This window comes from Enterococcus sp. AZ048, assembly GCF_051715125.1.
Classification (GTDB): domain Bacteria; phylum Bacillota; class Bacilli; order Lactobacillales; family Enterococcaceae; genus Enterococcus_A; species Enterococcus_A gilvus.
Genome location: NZ_JBIOTD010000001.1, coordinates 2,104,008 through 2,124,492 on the forward strand (window position 1 = coordinate 2,104,008; position 20,485 = coordinate 2,124,492).

At 41.0% G+C, this 20,485-nt stretch carries 17 protein-coding genes and 1 tRNA gene; 3 read left to right on the top strand and 15 right to left on the bottom strand.

Annotation, left to right across the window (positions count from 1 at the left end):
• Nucleotides 1-150 precede the first annotated feature (150 nt).
• The 8 genes from IGI66_RS10390 to groES all read right to left on the bottom strand — a co-directional run bounded on the left by IGI66_RS10390 (nucleotide 151) and on the right by groES (nucleotide 11,315).
• Entirely contained in the window at nucleotides 151-897 is a 747-nt protein-coding gene (locus IGI66_RS10390) for a tRNA 2-thiocytidine biosynthesis TtcA family protein (protein WP_438848870.1), read from the bottom strand.
• A 17-nt stretch (nucleotides 898-914) separates the two neighbouring features.
• Nucleotides 915-2,720: an LTA synthase family protein gene (locus tag IGI66_RS10395; protein ID WP_438848872.1), complete on the bottom strand. Its 1,806-nt coding sequence runs from the start codon at nucleotides 2,718-2,720 to the stop codon at nucleotides 915-917.
• A gap of 311 nt (nucleotides 2,721-3,031) precedes the next feature.
• On the bottom strand, nucleotides 3,032-3,856 hold the full coding sequence (gene nadE, locus IGI66_RS10400) for an ammonia-dependent NAD(+) synthetase (RefSeq protein WP_086303436.1): 825 nt from the start codon (nucleotides 3,854-3,856) through the stop codon (nucleotides 3,032-3,034).
• 15 nt (nucleotides 3,857-3,871) lie between these two features.
• A complete protein-coding gene (locus IGI66_RS10405) occupies nucleotides 3,872-5,344 on the bottom strand; it encodes a nicotinate phosphoribosyltransferase (RefSeq protein ID WP_010780131.1) in 1,473 nt (490 codons plus the stop codon).
• Nucleotides 5,345-5,502: 158 nt separating this feature from the next.
• Complete coding sequence (locus tag IGI66_RS10410; RefSeq protein WP_010780130.1) at nucleotides 5,503-5,865, bottom strand: DUF1827 family protein; 363 nt, start codon at nucleotides 5,863-5,865, stop codon at nucleotides 5,503-5,505.
• Nucleotides 5,866-6,019: 154 nt separating this feature from the next.
• Nucleotides 6,020-8,935, bottom strand: coding sequence for an FAD-dependent oxidoreductase (locus IGI66_RS10415; RefSeq protein ID WP_438848875.1), 2,916 nt, complete (start codon nucleotides 8,933-8,935; stop codon nucleotides 6,020-6,022).
• A 444-nt stretch (nucleotides 8,936-9,379) separates the two neighbouring features.
• The gene (groL, locus tag IGI66_RS10420; RefSeq protein WP_010780075.1) at nucleotides 9,380-11,008 is read right to left on the bottom strand and encodes a chaperonin GroEL; all 1,629 of its coding nucleotides are present in this window, start codon (nucleotides 11,006-11,008) and stop codon (nucleotides 9,380-9,382) included.
• A gap of 22 nt (nucleotides 11,009-11,030) precedes the next feature.
• Entirely contained in the window at nucleotides 11,031-11,315 is a 285-nt protein-coding gene (groES, locus tag IGI66_RS10425; protein WP_010780074.1) for a co-chaperone GroES, read from the bottom strand.
• 196 nt (nucleotides 11,316-11,511) lie between these two features.
• Between groES and IGI66_RS10430 the strand changes: the two genes are divergently transcribed.
• Complete coding sequence (locus IGI66_RS10430) at nucleotides 11,512-12,156, top strand: CPBP family intramembrane glutamic endopeptidase (protein ID WP_010780073.1); 645 nt, start codon at nucleotides 11,512-11,514, stop codon at nucleotides 12,154-12,156.
• Between the two features lie 76 nt (nucleotides 12,157-12,232).
• A complete protein-coding gene (locus IGI66_RS10435) occupies nucleotides 12,233-12,853 on the top strand; it encodes an NAD(P)-dependent oxidoreductase (protein WP_438848878.1) in 621 nt (206 codons plus the stop codon).
• A gap of 41 nt (nucleotides 12,854-12,894) precedes the next feature.
• Here IGI66_RS10435 and IGI66_RS10440 read toward each other — a convergent pair whose 3' ends face one another.
• From IGI66_RS10440 to IGI66_RS10470, 7 genes are all read right to left on the bottom strand, one after another.
• On the bottom strand, nucleotides 12,895-13,704 hold the full coding sequence (locus IGI66_RS10440) for an MBL fold metallo-hydrolase (RefSeq protein WP_010780071.1): 810 nt from the start codon (nucleotides 13,702-13,704) through the stop codon (nucleotides 12,895-12,897).
• A gap of 48 nt (nucleotides 13,705-13,752) precedes the next feature.
• Nucleotides 13,753-14,598 (bottom strand): two-component system regulatory protein YycI, encoded by an 846-nt coding sequence (locus IGI66_RS10445; protein WP_288227559.1) that lies wholly within the window; start codon nucleotides 14,596-14,598, stop codon nucleotides 13,753-13,755.
• Nucleotides 14,599-15,909: a YycH family regulatory protein gene (locus IGI66_RS10450; protein ID WP_010780069.1), complete on the bottom strand. Its 1,311-nt coding sequence runs from the start codon at nucleotides 15,907-15,909 to the stop codon at nucleotides 14,599-14,601. It lies immediately after the preceding gene.
• Nucleotides 15,906-17,738: a cell wall metabolism sensor histidine kinase WalK gene (gene walK, locus IGI66_RS10455; protein WP_010780068.1), complete on the bottom strand. Its 1,833-nt coding sequence runs from the start codon at nucleotides 17,736-17,738 to the stop codon at nucleotides 15,906-15,908. Before walK ends, IGI66_RS10450 begins: the two co-directional genes overlap by 4 nt.
• 2 nt (nucleotides 17,739-17,740) lie before the next feature.
• Nucleotides 17,741-18,445: a response regulator YycF gene (gene yycF, locus IGI66_RS10460; protein ID WP_010780067.1), complete on the bottom strand. Its 705-nt coding sequence runs from the start codon at nucleotides 18,443-18,445 to the stop codon at nucleotides 17,741-17,743.
• Nucleotides 18,446-18,702: 257 nt separating this feature from the next.
• Entirely contained in the window at nucleotides 18,703-19,557 is an 855-nt protein-coding gene (locus IGI66_RS10465; RefSeq protein ID WP_086303432.1) for a DegV family protein, read from the bottom strand.
• On the bottom strand, nucleotides 19,550-20,098 hold the full coding sequence (locus IGI66_RS10470; RefSeq protein ID WP_010780065.1) for a DUF1836 domain-containing protein: 549 nt from the start codon (nucleotides 20,096-20,098) through the stop codon (nucleotides 19,550-19,552). The genes IGI66_RS10465 and IGI66_RS10470 overlap by 8 nt, the downstream gene beginning before the upstream one ends.
• A 155-nt stretch (nucleotides 20,099-20,253) precedes the next feature.
• Here IGI66_RS10470 and IGI66_RS10475 point away from each other — a divergent pair.
• A tRNA-Lys gene (locus IGI66_RS10475) sits at nucleotides 20,254-20,326 on the top strand.
• The last annotated feature ends 159 nt before the right edge of the window (nucleotides 20,327-20,485 follow it).

Here is a 20,485-nt window from a genome sequence, read left to right on the forward strand (position 1 = left end):
CAACACCAGAAAAATATCTTTTTCTTGCTGGTGGCGTTGCCACAGCTTGCGCTGCTAGTTACTCCCTCATGAATACAAAACGAATTATAGCATGAGAAAAGGCGGGAATACAATCACTACTTTTAAAATAATCGATTGTAAGAGCTTCCACTAGAGACTTTTATTCCAAAAATCTTCAGCTGTTCCTTGTTCCATGCCCATTATAAACTTTTCTCGAATATCTGGGTAGTGATTCGCCATTCTGGTCACTACGTTCTTTATCTCTTCCCGTTTTGTTTTTTTATCCACAGGACAAGGATTAAAAACAACCGGCAGCTCTTCGCGTTTCACAAGGCGGATGATTTGTTTTTCTTCCAAATAGATCATCGGACGGATTAACGTTACGTTTGTTTTCGATAGATAGCTTTTTGGCTCAAAACTATTCATCCTTCCGTGAAACAAAAAGTTCATGAAGTAGGTCTCGATCGCGTCATCTACATGATGCCCCAACGCGACTTTTTGACACCCCAATTCATGGGCTCGATTGTATAAGATTCCTCGGCGTAGTTTTGCACATAAGGAGCAGGGGGATTTTTCTTTCCGAATATCAAAAACAACTTTGGCAATGTTTGTCGGAACAATTTCTAATGGATACCCCAACTGTTCAACGAAAGCCTGCATCGGCGTAATGTCACACCCTTCAAATCCCATATCAAGCGCGATCGGTACTAGCTCAAAATCAAACCCCAACCTTCTTTGTCGGCGAATCCGATCCAACAAATAAAGCAACGTCGTGCTATCTTTTCCGCCACTCATACCGATCGCCACTCGATCTCCTGGTTCGATCATTCCATGCGTTAAGATCGCACGGCGAACCGGATTGTAATAACTCTGATTGTCTTTCTTTTTAAATCCCATAGTTTACTCCCTTTGGTTTATTCAAAGAATGCTTCTTTTAAGCTGTATTGATTTCCGGATGTGATGTCATATTGGATCATTTGATAATCCTGATATAATTTTTCTTGCTTCTTGTTCAATCGAGCTTCTTTAAACCACTGTCCACTTTGATAGTACATTCCTTTTTCAAATGCTGGCAGCTCGTTTTGCAGTTCTACTAATAACTGCTGAAAGCCAGTCATTTGCAGTCGCCCTTGTTGAAAAAGATCTGCCGCAAAATAAAATGGACTTGTTGTCACCCGCTCGTTGTTCAATTGATGCCGGTTGTCGTACATGAGAAATTCAGTCTCATGTAATGGGTCTCCTTGATTCTTCTCTTGAATCTCCTCCGAATAAATCCCTGGCAAATGATCGCCCCAGAAGACGACCAATGTCCGTTCAGGCAATTTGTCCAGCTTGGTCAGAAAATCATTCAATGCTTCACTGCTGTATGCGACATCTTGCAAATAACTTCTTACAGCCATACTGTCTTCTCCTTTGACAAGATAAGGCAGTTCGTCGTATTTATTTTCATACGGCATATGCGTCTGCATCGTCACCAAGTGTAAGAATTGCGGTTGATTCTTTTTTTCTAATTGATCGAAGACTTCCTGATACGCTGCCTTATCGGAAATATAGGGATTGTTTTCGATTTTGTCTTTATGCGTCATCGTACTTTCGTCGAGAAATTGATCGAAGCCGAATGTTTTATAAACGTCTTTTCTTTTGTACATGGATGTATTGTACGGATGGATCGCGGTTGTTTCATAGCCTCGCTCTTTTAATGTCCCTACTAATGAAGGAAATGACTTGAATTCTGGTACCAGCATCGTATAAGGTGTTGTCATCTGTGCATTGAAGAGCTCCATTGAAAATCCAGTCAATGCTTCAAATTCGATATTCGCAGTACCGCCGCCGTAATTTTGCGAGAGCATTTGTCCGCTGTAGGTCGTGTCTGCCACCTCACGATACGCCTGCAATGGATCACCGCCATAGATCTCTAACCCTTTCAATCGGCTTGGATCGGAGAAGCTTTCACTCATCACATACACGATATTCGGCTTTTCTTCGGATGCATTCTCCTTTTTCGGCTGATACTCCTCCGTGATTTTTTTGACTGCAGCAGCAGAATAGTTGGCGGGCTCTTCCATCGCATCGACAGGCAAATTGTATAGAAAACCACCCATAAATCCTGTGTTGTAATAATTCATTTTCTGACTGTATGGAATCCACAACGCCGTCTTATTATAAGCTTCTCGCAAGATATTTCCCTGCTGATTAAAGCCGCCTGCATAAATCAAGAGACCACTCGTCAAAACAAAAATGCTCAAGCGAATCCATTGCTGCTTTTTCTTTAGTTTCAAACTCTTCTTTACACTAAAGACGATTAGCAGCAACCCAATCACCAGAAGTAGTAAAAAGAGAATAAACACCGGTATTCCAACGATATCGCGAATCATTCCAAATTCAGTAATCATTTTCAGATCATCGGGATAGATTGGTTCCATCCGATACTTCATTTTTAAAAAATTGGCGCTTCCCACACCGATCACGGTCAGAGCATAAAAAAGACTCCCCATTTTTAATGACCCTAGCAAACTACTGATCCAGCCATAAAAAACCAGCAGCACAAAACATCCTAAAAAGAATTTCTCCGTGTGCCAAGAAAAAGCAAATTTAAATGCCAAGTCAAAGGAAAAATCATTTTGCGTCAATTGAAAAAAAAGATTGGAAACAATAATTAACCCGACGATACCGATTCCGACTAGAATTGGACGCCAAGGAAGCTTTCGAAGTTTTTGCATATCTCTCTCCCATTCATACATTCGTAAAGATGTTCTCTCTACTTCTTAAAAGTTCTCCGAGATCTCATCCCTTGCTTTATCTAATTAGTTAGAATGCCTGCCATTCTGCGGCACCCTTTTCTTCTCAAAAAACAATTAGCGGCGATTCATAAAAATCGACCAATACCTTAAATAGTTTAGCGAGAAAACGGAACAAAGTAAAGAATGCCGACAACTTCCTTAAACTAAATTCATAGAACACTTTTTTAATGAGGGGAACGAAAAAAAGCCCAGTGAAGAACGTTCTCCACTAGGCTGCATCATTCCTTCGATTATTTCCAGAAATCATCAAAGACCGTAATTGGTAAATGACGTTTATGCTGCGTTTTGTTCCACCAATTTTCGATCGTTGCTTGGGCACTCGCTTCAATTTCTCGACCTTCCAAATAATCGTCAATGTCATCATAAGTGACCCCAAGTGCGACTTCATCTGCAATCAGTGGTTTGCCATCTTCTAGATCGGCTGTTGGAACCTTCAAGTACAAGGATTCATCTGCGCCCAATTCCTTCAGCAGCATCTTTCCTTGGCGCTTGTTCAAACGGAACAACGGCAAGATGTCTGCACCACCATCGCCAAATTTCGTGAAGAAACCTGTGATATTTTCCGCTGCATGATCTGTTCCGATTACGGCACCTTGATTGTCTCCTGCGATCGCATACTGAGTAATCATTCGTTGACGTGCTTTGATGTTTCCTTTATTGAAGTCACTGATAGCGACTCCCGCCTCTTCTAAAGCCGCCACTTCAGCATCTACCGCTCCTTTGATATTCACGCTTAAGCTTACATCTGGTTTTATAAACGCTAAGGCTCTCTTTGCATCTGCTTCGTCTGCTTGCGCGCCATAAGGCAAGCGAACAGCAAAGAATTTGTAGGCCTGATCCCCAGTTTCTTCACGCATTTCTTCCATTGCAAGCTGGGCCAAACGACCTGCCAATGAAGAATCTTGACCACCGCTGATTCCCAATACAAAAGATTTCAAAAATGGGTGCTTTTTCAAATACGCTTTTAAAAATTCAATACTTCTCCGAATTTCTTCTTGAGGATCAATCGATGGTTTTGTTCCTAATTCCTTAATGATCTCTTCTTGCAACGTCATGACGACTCCACTCCTTTAATCTTCTTCTTCCGTTTTTACCATAGATTTACGCACTTGGTCCATAATTTTGTTTTTATGGTTCCAGCACTCTGTTGAAAGATCGACTGGATATTTTTGTGGATTAAGGTCACGTTTATACTCTTCCCATAAGGAATCCAAACTATCTTTAGCCGTTTGCTTCACAATTTCTAAATCAGGCAGTTCATAGACGCGCGTTCCTTTTACGAAAATGTCTTTTAAGACTGGACGCGCTTCAAAGTTTTTAACTGTTTTATTGATATAAGGGTAGACGGGATGGAACATGTAGATTTCCTTTTCTTCTCTCGGGTCTTCATCCCATAAAGTCACATAATCCCCTTCTGATTTGCCATCAGATTTACGCGTGATCCGCCACACTTGCTTTTTCCCCGGCGTCGTGACTTTTTCTGCATTGCTGGAAAGTTTGATGGTGTCCATCATCTCTCCCTCTTTGTTCTCAATCGAGACTAATTTGAAGACAGCACCAAGAGCCGGTTGATCATAAGCTGTGATCAGCTTCGTTCCGACACCCCATACATCGATCTTCGCATGCTGCATTTTTAAGTTGAGAATGGTACTTTCATCTAAATCATTCGATGCATAGATTTTCGCATCTGGAAATCCTGCTTCATCTAATTGTTGGCGGACACGTTTTGAAATATAGGCCATGTCACCGCTATCGATACGTACACCTAAAAAGTTGATCTTATCGCCCATTTCTCGTGCAACTCGGATGGCACTTGGCACGCCTGATCGTATCGTATCGTACGTATCAACTAAAAAGACACAATCCCGATGTGTTTCTGCGTAAGCTTTAAATCCTTCGTAATCGTTGCCGTAAGACTGGATCAATGAATGCGCATGCGTGCCGCTATCTGGAATACCAAAAATTTTTCCCGCACGCACATTGCTTGTTGCATCAGCACCACCAATATAAGCCGCTCGTGTTCCCCATATAGCAGCATCTAATTCCTGTGCACGACGTGTCCCAAATTCTAATAAGGGATCATCTCCAATAACCGATTTGATGCGCGCCGCTTTGGTTGCAATCAAGGTTTGGAAGTTTACGATATTTAACAGTGTCGTTTCGACCAATTGGCATTGCAGCAGTGGTCCTTCCACCTGGATGATCGGTTCATTATTAAAGACCAATTCACCTTCTACCGCTGAACGAACGGTACAAGCAAATTTGAAATCTCGCAAATAATCGATAAAATCTGCCGGGTAATGTTCCACTTCACTTAAATATGCCAAGTCACTTTCACTAAACGTCAAATCTTCCAAATATTTTACAAGTCGTTCTAGACCAGCAAAGATGACATAGCCATTATCAAAAGGCATATTACGGAAATAACACTCAAATACGGCGTGAAGATCCGCTCGACCCGTCTCCCAATAAGTTTTCATCATATTGATTTGATAAAGGTCCGTATGAAGTGTCAAACTGTCATCTTCGTACAACTTTTTCATAGTCATGCTCCTCATTTGTTTTTAGTAATTTAAACTATTTCACTCATTATATCACAAGAGTTCTGGGGGCGGCATTCTAGCCTCCTTACAATTGAACTGAATTTCGATGCCTATAAAGGAACACGGGGAAAAGTTTTACACTCTTCCCCGTGGTACGATTATTTTTCTTTTGAGACTTTATATTCCACAGCAATAATATCTTTGTATCCTTCTTTAGGTCGGATTCCAGCCTGCATCATTTGTTTTTTATACCCGACATCGACAGTCACATCTTTCCGATCAACTTTCAATAAGCGATGGATGATCGTATCGACTTCTTGATGACTGATTTTCCGCTGACGATTGATCAATAATAAATCGATCGTATCAAAGCGATCCGCATAAATAATTTTTGTTCGGTCGTAGGCATACAATTTAAGCAACTTGATAGCCGGACGCTGCTCAAACAGGTAACCCGTTAAATTTGGATAGAGTGTTTCTAAATTAACATTGCTATTCAAAGGTGTCTCAATTAATTTCATTCAGTAAGCCCCTTTTCTATATCATTTAGTCGATTGGACTGTTTTCTTTTTCTTCATTCATTATTTTAACATATGGAGCAAATGTTTTTTAATCAATCAAAAAAATTTTTTTAGAAAAGAAAAAAATCCCGAGGCATCTGCCTCAGGATCACTTTTATTGTACGATTGATTCTACTTGAACTGTTTTTTGGACAGTTTCTGCCGCTAATTTTCCTGAAGTTAACGCCCAAGCGTTGTTCGCACCTGATGGAGAGTCGCTTCCCATTACACCACCGACTACTTCTCCAGCTGCATACAATCCTTCGATCGCTTGATCGTTGCGATTCATGACTTGCAGGTCGCTGTTTGCCACCAAACCACCCATCGTTGTAGCAAAACGTGGTTTTTGCTCGATCATGTAATAAGGACCTTCACCAACTTTTTCTTGCAGGAATTCTAGCTGACGGTCAAAGTCTTCGTCTTTTTGCTTCTCTACCCATCCGTTATAGCGGGCAACAGTATCGACCAAACTTTCACGAGACATATTTGCTTTTTCAGCCAATTCTTCTAAGGTAGCTGCTTGGAAAATTTGCGGTGTTTCTGCTTCGTTTTCGATCCAGCGTGCCAAATCTTCTCGTGTAATGCCGCCTTCTTCAACAGCTTCTGTAAAGATTTCAAAGTGTTTGGCATCCATCAGTAAGAACAGCATTTGCGGCTCTTGCTGTAGAAGTACTTTCAAAATTTCTTTATTACTAGCCCGCTCATTGATCACGCGTTTTCCTGAAGTATTTACTAGTAGGCCATTACGCTTCAAGACTTCGATATTTCCGCCGATCGTTGATTTAGCATAGCCTTGAGAAACCTCTACACCATTCGGATAAATTTTCCCATATTCCATTAAACGTGTTGCTGCATTTAGCTCTGGAGTCGTTGTCATCAGAATGCCGTCACCCGTAGATGACTTCGTTCCGTAGAACAAAATATTGTTTAACTCTTGACTCAACAGATTTGGATTGTTTCCGTAACCGCCAGTTGTTAAGATCACTGCTTGCGCATGAATATTATGGCATTTCCCCGTATCCTCTACCGCTGTCAAACCTGTAACTTTGCCATTTCCATCTGTCAATAAGCTTTCAGCCTTTGTTTGAAGATAGATCGTCACGTTGCTTCTTTCCAACGCTTTTCTTGCACTTGCTGCAAAGCCATGACCGCCATCTTCGTAAGCCAACTCACGATTTTTCCGATATTCTGCGAGCGTATGCAGACCGTTCTTCATATCGTATTCAACGCCCATGTATTCATGGACCCAGTCTGTCGTCTCTCCAACATTTTCAGCCAATGTCGTCAATAATTCTGGTACGTTCAGTCCACTGCCGTTTGCAAGGAAATCTTCCACCATACATTCAGCCGTGTCATCGCTGACCCCTGCCGCTGCTTGTAATTTAGAGCCCATAACAACTTGATTTCCGCCGCTGATTGAAATCGCGCCGCCTACGAAACTCAATTTTTCTACTACAATCGTTTTAAGACCCATTTGATCTGCTCGCAATGCTGCCGAGATCCCTGCAGCTCCTGACCCAACGATCACGACATCTGCTTCTTCTTCAACAACTTCTTTAGACCATTTAATGGTTGGTTTTGGACGTGCCTTTAATACTTCAGAGCTGGCTCCTGCCATCTCGACAGCTTCAGCAACTCCGTCAATCAGCCCTTGGCTAGAAGCGGAAGCCCCTGAGATCACGTCTACATTCAGGGTTTGACCATCAATGATTTGTTGCGGCAAACGAATGAATACTTGATCCGATAATCCTTCTGACTCATTGCTTTGATCCGCTTCGATTTTTTCGATTCGTTCTTCAGAGAATGTCACATTCATTGCAAGCTCGCTGTTATGACCCTTTGCTTCCACTGTATAGGTCCCTGGCTTGAATGTCAGTTTCACCTTTTGCAGTTCTTTCAATCGTTCATGTTTGCGTTTTTCTTCTTCTGGGTCAATGACCATATATGACATGAAGTCCCACAATGGTGTTGGGATCAACAATTTGCGTTGCGCACTCACATGTGCGTAATCAATCACTTCTTGCCCTTCCTTGATCATGTTTACCCAGTTTGGTTCGATCAAGAATCCTTTACCAACTGCCAGCAAATCATAGCCAAGTTTCATGGCATCTTCAGCATCTGCACGTTGCAAGATCGATCCTACACCCATGATTGGGATTTGAGCCAATACAGGAGAACGTTGTGCTAAGTATTTTGTGATCAATGGTTCTGGATCATCAGAATCAACAATCGATGGACGGGTATAAGCCCCCATTGAAAAGTGGAAATAATCCGGCTGTAATTCCGCAAGCGTATTCAATAAATACATCGTATCGTCAAAATGAATTCCTGGCTCTTCCAATTCTTCAGGAGAAAAACGATAGCCGACGATAAAGTTTTCCGCGCCTTGTTCTTTTGCAACGCGTTGAACTTCTTTCATCACTTCTAATGGAAATTTCGCCCGCTTCTCACGGCTGCCGCCCCATTGGTCCTCACGACGATTTGAATGCGGAGAGAAAAACTGTTGCAAAAGAAACGTGTTCGCACCGTGGATTTCCACACCGTCAAAGCCTGCTTCAATCGCACGACGAGTCGCGTCACCGAAAAATGCAATCATTTCTAAAATTTGTTCTTCTGTCATTTCACGAGGGACAGGTGCGTTAGGTCTCAATGCTGCCACTGGACTTGCTGAAATCGGTACTGCACCGCCGTTGATTTCAGGCCACGCCATTCTACCTGCATGATAAATTTGCATGATCGCTTTCGAGCCTTTTGACTTGATCGCTTGTGCCAATTCAGTCAAACCAGCAACTTTTTTATCTGTATCTACACCCAAAGCTCCAGGAAATCCTCGGCCTTTATCTTCAATAAAGCAACTTTCAACGATGATTGCAGCCGCATCTCCTGAACGAAATGCATAATAATCAATAATTTGCTGTGTGATTTCTCCGTCATAAAAAGCGGACTGTGTTGTCATTGGCGACATAAACAAACGATTCTTAAAACTTGTCCCGGATGCTAACGGAATCTCATCAAATAAATTTCTTAACATATGGTTCTCCTTTCAAAATAAACGCTTTATTCATCAAATTCTTTTGATATGTAACAAACTTCACATGAATTGTCATACGCGTGCCAAATTATTTTTTTCATTTCTTCTATACATTAGCCTGCTGCTCCATTTACGTTGAAACATTCTTTTGATAATTTGTGAACAAGGAAGTACACTTCCTTCTTACGCTCATTGTAAGAAATTTAATCAATAAATTCCAATAGTTTATTTACATATAATCAATAGATTTTGTTTATGTATTTCTATTCCGATTAGTGCCTTCTTTTTTAATGACAGAAGGAGCCAACCGCCGGAAGCAATTTCAGAGTTCTTTCCTTGTGGATTACTGATTTTTTGACACCCATTCTCGTTTATGAATACGCAAAAAAAAGCCACCGGGAAAATTCCCGATGGCTTTGAGAGTGCTTTCTATCTTAGCATTTCTTACATCATGCCGCCCATCATTGATGGGTCCATTGCTGGTGCAGCGCCTGCTCCACCTTCAACAGGTTTATCAGCAACAACTGCTTCTGTTGTTAATAACAATGCTGAAACAGAGGCCGCATTTTGTAATGCTGAACGCGTTACTTTTGTTGGGTCAACGATACCAGCATCGATCATATTTACATAGTCACCAGATGCTGCGTTGAATCCTGTACCTTGATCCGCATTTTTTAATTTATCAATAACGACTGAGCCTTCGAATCCAGCATTTTCAGCGATTTGACGAACAGGCTCTTCCAATGCACGAACGACGATCTTGATCCCTGTAGCTACATCGCCCTCAGCATCTAAATCAGAAACTTTCTTGATGACGTTCACTAATGCTGTACCCCCACCAGAAACGATTCCTTCTTCAACAGCCGCACGAGTAGAGTTCAGCGCGTCTTCGATGCGTAATTTCAATTCTTTTAATTCTGTTTCAGTCGCCGCACCAACTTTAACCACGGCCACTCCGCCAGCAAGTTTAGCCAAGCGTTCTTGCAATTTTTCACGATCGAAGTCAGACGTTGTTTCGCCGATTTGACGTTTGATCATTTCAACACGATCTGTTAACGCTGCTTTGTCGCCTGAACCTTCAACGATCGTTGTATTGTCTTTGTCGACAACGACTTTACCAGCAGTCCCTAAGTTTTCGATCGTTGCTTCTTTCAAGTCCAGACCAAGATCTTCTGTGATCACTGTAGCGCCCGTTAAGATCGCGATATCTTCAAGCATTGCTTTACGACGATCGCCAAAACCAGGAGCTTTTACTGCTACAACATTGAATGTTCCACGAATCTTGTTCAAGACTAATGTTGGTAATGCTTCTCCGTCTACATCATCAGCAATAATCAATAATGAACGAGATTGTTGCAAGACTTGTTCTAACAATGGCAAGATGTCTTGGATGTTAGAGATCTTCTTGTCTGTAATTAAGATGTATGGATTTTCTAACGAAGCTTCCATTTTATCGTTGTCTGTTACCATATATTGAGATAAGTAGCCGCGATCGAATTGCATTCCTTCAACGACATCTAACTCAGTATCGATCCCTTTAGATTCTTCGATCGTAATAACGCCGTCGTTACCAACTTTTTCCATTGCCTCAGCAATTAGTTTACCGACTTCTTCGCTGCCAGAAGAAACAGCTGCAACTTGTGCAATTGCATCTTTTGAATCAACGACTTTAGAAATACTGTGCAATTCTTCAACTGCTGTTTTTGTTGCTAATTCGATTCCGCGACGAATGCCCATTGGATTTGCGCCTGCAGTAACGTTCTTCAATCCTTCACGAACGATTGCTTGTGTAAGGACTGTTGCTGTTGTAGTTCCGTCACCAGCGATGTCGTTTGTTTTAGATGCGACTTCAGAAACAAGCTTTGCGCCCATGTTTTCAAAATGATCTTCTAATTCGATGTCTTTTGCGATAGTCACACCATCATTTGTAATCAAAGGAGAACCGTAAGATTTCTCTAAAACGACATTACGTCCTTTTGGTCCTAATGTTACTTTTACTGTATCTGCTAATTTGTCTACTCCGCGAAGCATTGCTGCACGTGCATCTTCAGAAAATTTAATATCTTTTGCCATGATTCTTTCACCTCATTATTTTTTATTCAACGATTGCCATAATATCTTTTGCAGCGATAATCAAGAATTCACTGCCGTCATATTTTACTTCTGTACCTGCATATTTTTCAAACATTACCATATCACCAACAGCTACTGGCATTGGACTCTTTTGACCGTTTTCCAGCACATTGCCTTCACCGACAGCTACGACTTTAGCAGTTTGTGGTTTTTCTTTTGCTGCAGAAGCTAAGACTAGGCCTCCAACTGTTTTTTCTTCTTCTTGAGTAACTTCAAGAATGACACGATCACCTAATGGTTTTAACACGATAAATCCCTCCAACTAGTAATGAATTTTCAAGTCGTTAGCACTCGATAGATAAGAGTGCTAACTCACAATTCTTATCATACCATTTTTGTTTCTTTTTGCAAGTCCTTCGTTTCTTTTTTTGATTTTTCCTGCACTAAGTTTTTTGAGAACTATGGTATACTTGGGAACAATAAATGGTTAGAAAGGAAGTTCAATGAACGAAAAAAAATATAGTTTCATTACGATTTTTACTTATGGTTTGGTGTTGTTTTCACCTTTGATTTTCCAGCGCGTACTCCAAGCAAATTCTTCACAACTCATTCAGTTAACAACGCTCGCTTATTTTCTTGGCGCAGCTTTAATGGTTGTTTATCGTTTTAAATCAAACATCTTCGGATTAGAAGGTACGCGAAAAAGTGTACTGATCTCCATTTTAATTGGTATTTTGGGTGTCCCTGCTTCCCTGCTCCTGCAAATGGTCATTTTGCAAATTGAGCAGCGCTTCTTGGGACAATCGATTGCTTCACAGAATACACAAAATATCGTTCAACTGATCATGAACAATATGATTTTTATCTTGGCGACAACTATCGCCGGCCCAATCATGGAAGAATTTGTTTTCCGTCGTGCGATTTTTGGTTCGCTAGAAAAGAGATTCGGCTTTTTCCTGCCGGCACTTCTCAGCTCTGTCCTTTTTGCCTTCGCTCACAACGATGGGCATTATCTGCTGTATGCAGGTTTAGGGTTCCTTTTCTGTGGAATGTATCGCTATAGCGGACGCATTTGGACTTCTATGATTACCCATGTTGGGATGAATCTGCTCGTTATTTTGACCCAGCTTGCCCTACACGCTAATTAAATCTGAAACGAATCTTTTGCCTTTTTATAAAAACCTCCTTAGACTGAATGTACAATCACTCTAAGGAGGTTTTTTAATGAAGGTAGCGATTATTGGTGCAACAGGACACGCCGGCTCTATGATTTTAGAAGAAGCGCTTGATCGTGGGCTCGCTGTTACAGCCATTGTCCGTCATCCTGAAAATCTGAAGGTACATGTGCCCATTTTGGTCAAGGACCTTTTCGAGCTTACAAAAAAGGATGTCGAATTTTTTGATGTAGTCATTGACGCATTTCGCCCGCCGATCGGACAAGAGGAGATGCATCAAACATCTTTAAAACATCTCAGTGATCTTTTACGTGGAACGGATACACGCTTGATCGTTGTAGGGGGAACCTCTTCCTTATTTATTGATGAAACACGACGCATGATCGATGTCTCTGATCCAAAGGCAGTGTATTATCCCACTGCTTATAATATGTACCAAGCATTTCTAGAGTTAAAAGCAACCCAACAGCTAAGCTGGACCTATATAAGCCCGGCTGCAAATTTTGTACCTGATGGTTTACGGACTGGAAAGTATCAGATCAGTGATGATCATCTAAAAAAGAACTCACAAGGTAAGAGTGAGATCAGCATGGCAGATTATGCAATTGCTTTGATCGATGAAGTGATCGAACCAAGACACTTGAACCAACATTTAAGCGTATATAGCTAATCAAAAAATGGCAAGCCTGCAAAAAGCAAGCTTGCCATTTTTTAGATTGCGAATAATTCTGTCGCGCTATCTGGATCAGTATCAAAGATTTGGAACTGATGGTTTACACCTAGATCATACCGCGTCAAGGTTTCTTCCATCGTCATATGAGCGAGTTCCTTCATATTGTTCTCTCTACTTAAATGTCCTAAATAGATGCGTTTTGTACGATCACCAAGAATATCGGTCATCACTAGCGCGCCATCATCATTAGACAGGTGGCCGCGATCGCCAAGGATTCGTTGTTTTAAACTCCATGGATAGGCACCCATACGCAACATCTCTAAATCATGATTGCTTTCGACCAAGTATGCATCTGCATCGCGAATCGTCCCTCGGACATGTTCACTAGCATAACCTGTATCTGTCAACATGACAAATGAATGACCATCTTTATAGAAGCGATAAAATTGAGGTGCTGCCGCATCGTGAGAAACACCGAAACTTTCGATATCCAAATCACCGAAAGTCAGCACCTTCCCCATCTCGAAGATATGCTGTTGTTCAACATCAACCTTTCCGATCAGCGGAGACATCGCTTCCCACGTTTTCTCATTCGCATAAACAGGTAATTTATATTTTCTTGCAAGAACTCCGACACCATGGATATGATCTCGGTGTTCATGAGTCACTAAGATCGCATCTAAATCTTCAGGTTTTCGATCGACCTCTGCTAATAACGAAGTGATTTTTTTCCCGCTCAACCCAGCATCGACCAAAATTCTTTTTTGCGGACTTTCTAAGTACAAAGAATTTCCTGTACTTCCGCTAGCTAAAATGCTGATATTGAAGGCGTTATTCATTTCTAACATGAGCAATTGGTCCTCTCTTTTAAAACTGTCCTCAGTATACAACCCTTTTTATGGATTTTCCACCTTTGGAACTAAATTATTCGTGATCACCTGATTATTCAGGGCGTTGACTTTTTCAATCTGTGTCGTCTTATCTGATGTCCGTATCTTGACGAACCAAACAGGCACATACACATTTTTCTCACGTACTTCAAGTGTGCGGAAATAGCCTAAATAAATGTTGGTAATCGTCGATTTGCTCGGAATATTATTGTTGATATATAGCGTGTTCAAGATTTCTTTTTCGGAATAAAGCGACATTTTTTCTCGCAAAGGCTCAATGTCCTTCAACCGGGTTTGAGTATATTTAGAGACCCGCTCCTGATCATCCTCCTTCATGATGTCTAACGTCACGCGGGACGTTTCATCAATAAAAGGAATCCCTTCATAGGTTTGCGCTCCGACGACTTTTCCTAAATCTTCATCTTTCTTAGAAACATCAGGAAGGTACGTATATTCTGTGCCATTCGTAATAAAAGAGGATTCCTTCATCAAACGATTAAAACTGCTCGTCGCCTTTTTTAGATCAAATTTTATTTCTCCATTTGGGATACTTGTCAGTACTCGGGTAGAAATGGTCCAATTCCCATTGATTGGTGCGTTCGTTCCTTCGTTTACTAGTGAATCGAACGTATCCTGCTCAGCACTCAAATAATACCCTTCTTGGTGGTCGTCAGTAACTTCATCTTTGATTTTTATATCATCATTTTCTAGGCGCTGCACAATATCTTCCCGCTGATTTGAATTAGTCACTAAACTTTGTTCGTGCTGATTATTCCAATAAATACTGAAGAGAAATATATTCAGACCGATGAAGACGAGAAAAAAGATCCATTCGATTTTTCTAAAATCCAATTAGCTCGCCTCCGTTTCTAGATTTCCTTGCATCAGCTGGTTAGCGGAGTACCAAGTGTCCTCGTATTTAACAAACCATTCTGGCGTTAAGGCAACTAATTTATTTACACCATCAATATCCTGCCAAGTATAGCCAATGATAAAACTTTGGATCTTATCAAGCTCGATTCCTGCCGCAGCTAGACTGTTTTCTACCTCTAGCGTGCTTGGCAGCTCAACTTCTTCATCAGAAGGGATCGGTACTTGAACCGTGTCCATACTCGTCTCGATTTTGACTTGCGGTGTGGGTGTATTAGGCGCGTGCTGAATTTTGACAGTCATCTTTCCTTTAGAAGATTGACTGAAGATCGGGTACCCTTCGACAAATATTCGATAATTGATTTGTCCGTCATGATGATCAAAATACCGTAGATTTCCAACAGAAGTTCCCAACCGACTTACGTAATTAAAACTTTGGCTGTACATACTTTCCTTCGCTAAATCGGAAGGCAGCTCACCATTAAAGGTCACCAAACGCTTCTGTTCATCCATTATAAGCTCTTCATGGCCGCTGACAAATGAACGAGAGCCGCTTTCTTCTTCCTCCCCTTTTGCTTGATCGGGGTTTTGGAAAAATGCATTTCGAAAAAGTGAATACGATTGGGTCGTCAAAATATAACTGTATTTTTTAAGCCGAACACGATCTTTTGTGCGTGACAGACGAGGAACCAAAGGATTTCCCTCAGCCATTGGCAAATAGCGTCCTTGATTTTTTTCGTAAATGGTCTCAAGACCAGAAAAATCCGCGGAAATCGTTGCTTCATACACGATGTCCTTATTATAGTTCAGAAAGCGAATCTTCTTTTTGGAAAAATCAATCTGAATCTTTGAAAACATGATTTTATCCGAATCTTTCATTGAATTCAAATTGACCGGCATATCAAAAACCTTGATATATTCAGCCAAAGAAAACTCGCCTTCATAATTCATTTCAATCCCGTTGGATAAATTGTAGTAACTTTCAATGTCTTCTCCATGGGCTATTTCTTGCAACTGACCATAGGTACTTTCTGTTAAGCGCGCCTGTGTGGTAGCCAACAGATTTTCGCTGCTTGTTTGAAACTTCCCATTCGACAAATTCCATGTCCCGCGAATCGGCAGAAAAGCGTCTGTTGCCTTTGTGTAGTTCTGATCGCTCTTCACTGCCTGCTTGCTTGTAGTGACATCGGATATCTTTGAGGTAGGACTAAGCCAAATGGCATAGGTTAAGATGAGGCTCAGAAAAATCAGAGCCATAAGTGCGACACGAATGATTTTTTCTGATAATTTCATTCCCAAATATCCTCCTCATAGGGTTCATATGGTAAAGAAATATAGAAGGTCGAGCCTTTTCCTTCGACACTCTCAACCCAGATTTGTCCTTGATGCGCCTTCATGACTTCTTTAGAAATGGCTAACCCAAGTCCTGTTCCGCCTTGTTGACGGGCACGAGCCTTATCGACGCGATAAAAACGTTCGAAGACTTTTTCCAGATCCTTCTTAGGAATTCCTAGTCCTTCATCAGAGATACTTAAGACGACATTGTTATGAGTCTCCATCAAGTGAACTTCGATCTTTCCGCCGTCAGGTGAATACTTGATGGCATTGTTCATGATATTATCAATCACCTGCATGATTTTATCCGTATCGATCTCTACCCATAAATCCCGTTCAGTAAACTCACGAATGATCCGATACGTTTTTTCTTGGCTGTTCACCATCATGTCAAAGCGATCCAAAATATAGTCCACTAATTCATTGAAATTGACAAGTTCAAGGTCCATTTGCTGCGCACCTGAATCCATTCGAGAAAGATTCAATAAATCATTGATCATCCGAATCATTCGATCGGTCTCGCCCAAAGTCACGTGAATAAAGTCTGGCGCTACTGCTTTGTCCTCCCAAGCACCTTCTTCTAACGCTTCTAAATAGCTGCGGACACTTGTCAACGGCGTACGCAACTCGTGTGACACATTTGAAACAAACTGACGACGTTCTTCGGCCGTCTTTTCTTGTTCTGTTACGTCATGGATAACGACTACTAATCCACTGATAAAGCCAGATTCACGACGAATCATAGCAAAATCTGATCGTAGCGTCATACGATCTTCTTCTGAATCAGATTTTGAACGATTGATTAAAATCTCTTCTGGCGTTTCCAGCAATTTACGCAGCGTGTACTCTTCCTCTAAATCAAGCAGAGTCAAAATCGACTGACCAATCGCCTGTTCATTCGTTGTATTAAGCAAAGACAAGGCCATTTCATTGATCGTGATGACTTTTCCTCGGCGGTCTGTTGCGATAACCCCGTCAGTCATGTGCGTCAACACGCTGTCCAAACGATTTCTTTCAGCTTCCATCGTATCCTGAGCATCTTCAATACGGTCAGATAATTTATTGAATGTTTCTGCAAGTTGACTCAACTCGTCATGTCCTTGAACATCGACCTTCTCAGAATAGTCTCCTTGTGCAATACGAACGGCTTGCTTTTGCATTTCTTTAATAGGCTTTGTGATCGATCGTGCCACCAATAACGCGACAATGATCGAGATCAATCCCGCAATCAAGGAGGCAGTAAAGAAGATCAAAGCTGTGTTGCTGATTTCGGTATATTTTTGCTCAATGTCACTTTTAACATAAAGAGCCCCGATCACAGCCGAATCGCCGGTCGGGGACTGAATGGGTTGGACATTGATATATACCCGTCTATTATTATCATCTAGTGTTACATATTGCTTCATTGAAAAATCATCGATGTCGCTGTATTCATTTTTCTTTCCGATGATCGAATCTTTCTGACCCACGTCATTTGTAGCGATGACGATCCCTTTATCGTCTACCACCCACATCTCAGTGATATTGTCAGCCGTTCCATTATTTTCAAGGATTCGCTGAAGCTGGTCTGCCTCATTGCCGGCATCTTCTGACATGGTGGCTCCGAGGGTCGTACTTAGCAAAGAGACCCGCTGATTCATATCCTTGGTAAAACTATCGATTGTTGATTTTTCAAGTCCCCGAATAAAGTAAGCACCGATGATCTCGATCGAAATCAGTAAAATCAAGATAAACGAAAACGCAATCTTGAAATTGACCGATCGGTAAAAACGGATTCTCTTTTCCATACTTACTCCTGTTCAGGGTTACGTAGGTAATACCCTACGCCACGTCTTGTTACTAAATAGGTAGGATGACTGGGGTTATCCTCGATCTTTTCACGTAAACGACGGACAGTCACATCCACTGTTCGCACATCGCCAAAATAATCGTATCCCCAAACGGTTTGCAGTAAATGCTCTCGCGTCATCACTTGTCCGATATGTTTTGCCAAATAGTGTAGCAATTCAAACTCACGATGCGTTAGTTCGATCGTATCTCCGTGCTTGGTTACCATGTAAGCATCTGGATGAATCGTCAAATCTCCGATCGTTAAATCACTTTGTGTCGTATTTTCTTCTTCTTTGGGCGCTTGTCCACCTCGACGTAAATTTGCCTTTACGCGGGCAACTAATTCACGATTAGAAAATGGTTTAGTCACATAATCGTCCGCTCCTAATTCTAAGCCCAATACTTTATCGATCTCAGAATCCTTCGCCGTAACCATAATGATCGGCATTTCATGGGTCTTGCGTACTTCACGAGCCACTTCTAAACCGTCTTTTTTTGGCAACATTAAATCTAATAAAATCAAATCTGGATTGACCTCTTCGACTTTTTCTAAGGCTTCTTCACCATCATATGCAGTGAAGACTTCATAGCCCTCTTTGGTTAAATTGAATTTTACGATGTCCGAAATCGGCTTTTCATCGTCAACTACTAGAATTTTTTTCACTAAGAGTCACCTCATACCTTTATAAGATTGTATGTACGCCCTACCATTATACAATAATTTCAATACTGTTTCATCTTTTCAAACAGATGACGATTTTTTACAACGATTACTTAAGAAAAAATAGAAGAATTTAATTGAATAATAAAAAAGAGACAAGCATTTGCTCATCTCCTTCTCGGTAATTTGATTTCTTCTGTTTTAAATATTTTTTTATTGCTTTTAATGAAATAAACGAAAGCAGTAAAGCGACTTTGTCACTAATCCAATACTTGACAAACCACGCCTAAGGAACCTGGTCCAGTATGAACGGATAATGCAGGAGAAACTTTTCCAAAATAGATATTTTCAGCAGTCGGAAACATCTCTTGTAGCCGTAATCGGATTTTTTCCGCAGTTTCCAATGCGTCGGCGTGTGTTACAGCCAAATTAAAACGCTTGTGGTTGCCAACATGGTCCTTTACTAGCTGTAAAGTCTTATCGATACTCTTGTTTAGTCCACGAACCTTGGCAACTGTATAGTAGATGCCTTCAGAATTACAAGAGATGATCGGTTTTAACTTCAGGGCACTCCCCAATAAAGAAGAGACCAAACCAATACGTCCGCCTTTTTGTAGATACTCCAACGTGTCTACATTGAAGAAGATTTTTGTGTAGGGGATTTTGCTTTCTACTTCTTCAATCACTTCTGAGAAGGATTTGCCTTGTTTCACCAAGTCGCCAGCGTAAATAGCTAGAATCCCTGCTCCGATCCCCACATTTTTCGTATCAATCGATTGGAAAGTTAACCCTTCGTAATGCTCGCCGAGTACGCGCAGCGCATTGTAAGTTCCGCTTAACCCGCTTGAAATCGTCACAATAATCACATGTGTATAGCCTTGTTCTTTGATCTCATCAAAAACCTGATGGATCAATTCGCCATCTGGTAAAGAAGTGCTTGGCAACTCTTTCTTGATTAAAGGAAAAATGGTATCGGAGCTAATATCGATCCCATCTCTATATTCTTTATCACTAAAAATAATACGCAATGGCACCATAAAAAAAGGGCCGCTGTCCACTACTTCCTTTGGGACGTCTGTCCCAGAATCAACTAGGATTGCTATTTTTTCACTCATCCGTTTCGCCTTCTTTCTCTTTCTCCAATTGAATGATTTTCTCAGTTAACATTTTTTGTGTAAAAGAAGCTATCGCACTTTCCATTGCTAAATAGTAGAAATCTTTTTTGTAGCTGTTAAATTCGATTTCTTCACCTAAAACTATTTTTGCCAGTTGCAGCAGTGCTTCTTCTTGCACGGTACAAAAACTATTGTACGCGTCCTTTGGTTCATTGATCGCCAATTGCATCCGAATCAATTCATTGATATCAGGAATCGCAAAAACTTGCTTCAGCAGCGTAATAGCAATCAAATAGGCCAAATGATTACGGTTATATCTCTTCTTCACAGGTGGTGGAACTAATTTATGTTTAACATAATTATTGACCATAGCACTGGATAGAAGCTGATGCTTGTCATCTTCTATCAAAGGGGATAAATAACGGTCAACAAGGGTGATTACTTGATCCATGTATAGCTCTAGTTCGGGTAACTCTTCCCAGCGAGGCAGTCGTAAATCTTTTAAGCCTTCTGCCCAGGTTCTGAGCTTTGTATCTTCCATTGAACACACTCCCTTTAAGGGTAGTTTATCAAAATTATGGTAATTATACAACATAGTTTCAAAAACTAGATAATTGAAGCGCTTTTGGTGAATTTTTTTAAGTTTATTCTTGCTTTTTTATTTTCTCAGTGCTAACATATGAAAGTACTTTGTTTGGGCCGTTAGCTCAGTTGGTAGAGCAGCTGACTCTTAATCAGCGGGTCGCGGGTTCGAGCCCCTCACGGCCCATTGGGTGCCAAACCCACGCCACATAAGCGTTTTTGGCTACTTCGGTAGTTTAGAAAAAGACGCTTGATGTGGCATTTTTTTATTTTACAGATGCCTTACTAGGAAAGCAATTTAAAATCGCCCCGAAAAGTTATACGAAAACTAACTTTTTGAGGGCGA